Below are 4,816 nucleotides of genomic sequence, written 5' to 3'. Positions count from 1 at the left end.
ACCTGGTATCGGTCAAAAAAAATACGAGACCCGAGAACGCCGGCAAATGAACGGCACCTTGCTATCTGTGGATCTAACGGGCGAAGCGGACGTTGTATCCTTCTCCGAATTACTTGGTCGACTAAATGCGGAAACCATAGAAATTCAGGATTTACGAAAAGATGGATTTGGCTCCAGAGTGGTATTCAAGCTGGCGAATACAACCGGCCTACGCGAAATAGCCAGCTTTTCGACGGTGATACGGATATTCGAAGTACCCGAAAATGATATGGACAATGGCTCGACGGCAGGAACCATGCAATCCGGGGCCTCAGGAACCACTCCCATATGGAACAATGGGATTCGTGGGGAAAACCAAATAATACACGTAAAAGATACCGAGCTGGATATCAATCATTGTTTTTTTATTGACAATGTAGACAATACGCCCGGTCCTGATCATAGGAAAGTAGTTAATTCAAGAGGACCGCTTTCAGGTACGAACGGCCACGGGACCTTTGTCGCCGGTACTGCGGCAGGGGATGATATAAACAATCCGAATGGGACTTCCAACAATCCCGGAATGGCCTTTAATGCCCAAATTACGTTCAGCGGACGGTCGAGCTCCACCTTTCTTTCCGATCTTATAGCGGCCAAGGCAGATGGGGCCTATGTACACACCAACAGTTGGCACAATTCCAGCTGGTCCACCAACGGCACGGCCCAGTACGATCAAACAGCCTTTGATGCCGATGATTTTTTATGGAACAACGAGGACCATATTATACTAGGCTCTGCCGGTAACAACGGGGAGGAACTCGGGGCTCCGGGCACGGCGAAAAACGCCATCTGTGTCGGTGCAACCCAAGACGATAACAATGAGACTAATTTTGGGGACGGGAATACAGGACCTTCACCAGATGGCAGGCGAAAACCGGAAATGTTTACCGTGGGATGTGCCGTTGTCTCACCCATCATAAACACAACATGCACGATAGGTTCCCGTGCGTCTTGTGCCACTAGCTATTCCACTCCCGCTTTGGCAGGAGCGGCCGCATTGATTCGTCAATATTACCAGGAAGGTTTTTATCCTTCAGGCACACGAATTCCTTCCAATGGCTTTACACCTACCGGTGCCCTTATGAAGGCTACCCTACTCAATTCAACGGTAGATATGACCGGGGTAACCGGGTATCCAAGCAACCAAGAAGGCTGGGGAGGCATACTTATGGACAATGCTTTGTTCTTTGCAGGTGACGCCCGAAATACCAGGCTTTGGGATGTAAGACACAGTGAAGGACTGTTTACCGGTGAGACCCATACCTATGGATTGAATGTAGCGGCAAATGGGGAGCCCCTCAAAATAAGTATGGTCTATACCGACGCACCGGGAACGGCGGACAGCGACAGCAATGTGTTGACCAACGACCTGGACCTCCTTGTTACGGCTCCCGATGGGACAACGACGTTTTTTGGGAACGATTTTTTAGGCGGCCAATCTACAACAGGGGGAACTGCAGATAGTACCAACAATGCGGAAATGGTGCTGGTCACAACACCCGAAGTAGGCGTCTACACCATTCAGGTAATCGGAACCTCCGTGAATGTAGGGCAACCTGGGCAAGGTTATGCCCTGGTAGCTTCAGGGGATTTTGTCGATCCACCTGTACCCAGTGGTACCCAGAATACCTTGGTAGTACGCTTACGGGAACCCGGTGGTTCCGCTGCCGGCCTGCCAACGGTCCAAAACCGTATGGATGCGGCAAACAGTTATATTCAAGAGGCTTCCTACGGGCAGACCAGCGTAGAACCCCTTTATTTCCCTACGGATGGAAGTATCGCTTTGGATTTTGCTTATACCAATTACTACCAGGCGAACCAAAACCCACTGATTGAAATGACCGAGGAGGTAATAGACAAGTTGCTAACGCTGGACCCTGATGTCTTTGACCGGGGTACGGCAGACCTAACCGATGATATCGATCGATTGGTCTTTGTGATCAATTCCCCCTCATATGTACAGGAATGGGCAACAACCGGGCCATGGCCTTACGATTTGCCTACGGGCTTGGACCGACCTATTTCCGTATCGGTAAACTCTATTTTCAACGATGAAAAACTTTTTACCCATAATCTTTGTAACCAATTAGGTATATGGAACCTACATGCCCATCCGGGCGTTGTATTCGATAGCCCTCATATGGATGACTGGGACCTTATGGCCAAACCCTTGGAAAACGTTGGTCTTTCGGCTTGGTCAAAAGAACTCGTAAACTGGATAAGCGATCAGGGATCGACCATTAGTTTTGTGGCCCGACCTGCGGGAGGAAGCACCACCTCCACCACCATCGGGCTCAATGACATTACATCGACCGAAGCCAATGGAAAGGGAATTGCCATTGGCTTGACCCCGGGAGCGGGCAGTTTGGCCAATGAAACCGTTTATTTTATGCTGGAAGCCCGTCGTAATGGCCAGAGCGATATCGATGACCTTGCCCCGGAAAATGGGGTTCTTTTATACCGGGTCAATGAAAATATAGGGCAGGGGGAGGGGCCTGTTCGCATTGTGGACACGGATTTTACCACGCCCATAGGCAATCCTCCCCTGGAGGATGCCGCACTGACCCTTGGGGAAAGTATCGATAATATAGAGGGTACCGGACTCGACATAAGCATTGCCGCGGGCACAGGGGATGACTACGACGTGACGATCAACTACGCCCCCCCAGAAACCGATAATGACGTGCGCATCACCGTAGGCGATCCGCACTGGACCAGTCCAGACATCTGGATAGACTCCCAGAAAGATGGTTTTGACGAGAATGAGGGGCGTACGCCCATGGATCGGGGAGATGAGCCCGTTACCGGGGAGGTAAACAGAATTTATGTCAGAATCAACAACCCCGGTGATGGCGATGCATTTGACTTTGACGTTTTTGTAAGGGTATCGGAACCTTATCACACCGTAGGGGGGGATCCCGACTTCAATATTTTTGTGGAGAAAAAACACTTTGACATATTAACCGCAGGCGATACGCAGATATTCTACGTAAACTGGATACCCAATGACGATGGCGATCCACATTCGTGTATCAAAGTAAAGATTCCCAATGTTTTCAACGATGTAAACCCCAATAACAACGATGCGCAGCAAAACACCGAAGAGGTTGCGAGTACAACGGCCAGCCCATACACCGCGGTGAATTATAATTTCAAACTCACCAACCCCAAAAATTATCAGGCCCTCTATTACTTTCGGCCCGAAGGTATTCCCGATGATTGGGTATATACCCTTACGCCTAGGAAAGCCCTATTAGATCCCGGGCAAAGAATCGACGCCGTCCTTACCTTGCAACCGCCTATAGACGCCCCTGTGTGTACCGACGTGCCCATTCGGGTCAGCAGTTGGGAGGCCAAGGGAAATACCTTGATTCCCCTTGGGGGAGGCTCCGTCAACGTGCAACTCCGCCATCAGACAGACTTAAACCTTACGGTGCGGGACAGCTGCAACTATAAGCGCCGGGACGATGTCGTATATAATACGGCCGCAGTATATGACCCAGGGAAGGTGAACTGTGGAATCGTAAGCGGGGGCTGTACCAATCCTCCCATGCCCTTTACCGACATTGTCCTGAAATACATAACGGAGGACGGATATCCCTTTTACAAAACTGTAACCACGGATGAATTCGGCTGTTTTTCGGACTTCTTTGAAACCGTGGAAGGGGGCTTATGGGAAGTAGAGGCTTCATTTTTCGGGGAAGACTGTCAAGGACCGGCAACCATAGGGCCCTTTACGGTCAACATTCCGACAGAAAATGAAAGGGACCTTGATGGGGATGGTATACCAGATGAAGAGGAAGTAAAGGATGGTGACGGGGACGGGGACGGATTACCCTGTCTATTGGACCCGGACTGTGATGGAGATGGTATTCCCGATGGGCAAGAAGACCCCGATTGTATGGTCAACCCCGATTGCGATGGCAACGGAACACCGGACGGACGTGACAAGCGGAAATTACACTATGGATTTGAACTGGGTTCCTCGCATCCGCTTGCAAACTATAGCGACCTTTTGGATGCCAATGTCCATGCCCAATTGGATCTTATTTATCCCGTCAGTGCGAACACCGAATTGCAGGCAAAGCTTGGTTTCCATCAATTTACCGGCGAACCCACGAACCTGTCTCCGCACCCATACTGGTTAAATGCTTCGCTAAATGCCGCGCGTTTATTCCCCATCACCCCATCGACAAGGTGGTTTGCGCGGGCAGGAGCAGGGGCCTACTGGGCCAAAGGGGGTGGCACATCTGCCGGTATCAATGCGGGTCTAGGAATAAGACTACCGCTTAACACACCCGCCCAGATAAGTGCGGGAGCCGATTATCACCGCTTGTTTGGAAACGACATCGATGCCCAATGGTTCAACTTGCACCTAGGAATCATCTTTACCACTGGAAATTAAAGCCCTAAAACCCGGTTTTGGTGAGCCCATGGGTTGGACGACCGTAAAATCCATACGTTATGACAAAAAAATCATGACCTAAAAACACACATGTTGACCGATCTACGGCAAGAGGGGAGTTCGTAGAGGAGCACTGAGATTTGCATTGGTTTTTCCACAATACGGAAGGCCGTTTTTAGAACAAGATGAAGAAGGACAGAACTTAGGTAGATTTGATTTGATTTGATTTGATTTGATTTGATTTGATTAAAGAGAAACTAAAAACAGGATCTATGAATGCCAATGGTGCATTTTTTTTTACAGAAATAACTTTACAGCTCTCTGTGGCCCAATTTTTTAGAAAAATAAAAGATGATAATACCAGCTTAACTT

The 4,816-nt window shown here is 49.4% G+C and carries 1 protein-coding gene; it reads left to right on the top strand.

What is annotated here, in order from left to right; translation table 11 throughout:
- Window positions 1-46: 46 nt before the first annotated feature.
- The gene (locus DCO57_RS22050) at window positions 47-4,444 is read left to right on the top strand and encodes a S8 family serine peptidase (RefSeq protein WP_116701076.1); all 4,398 of its coding nucleotides are present in this window, start codon (window positions 47-49) and stop codon (window positions 4,442-4,444) included.
- Window positions 4,445-4,816: the final 372 nt, after the last annotated feature.

The sequence above is a fragment of the Labrenzia sp. 011 genome (assembly GCF_003075075.1).
Lineage (GTDB): Bacteria > Pseudomonadota > Alphaproteobacteria > Rhizobiales > Stappiaceae > Roseibium.
The sequence above is the reverse complement of the archived record's forward strand: the minus strand, read 5'-3'. Positions and strand labels throughout refer to the sequence as shown.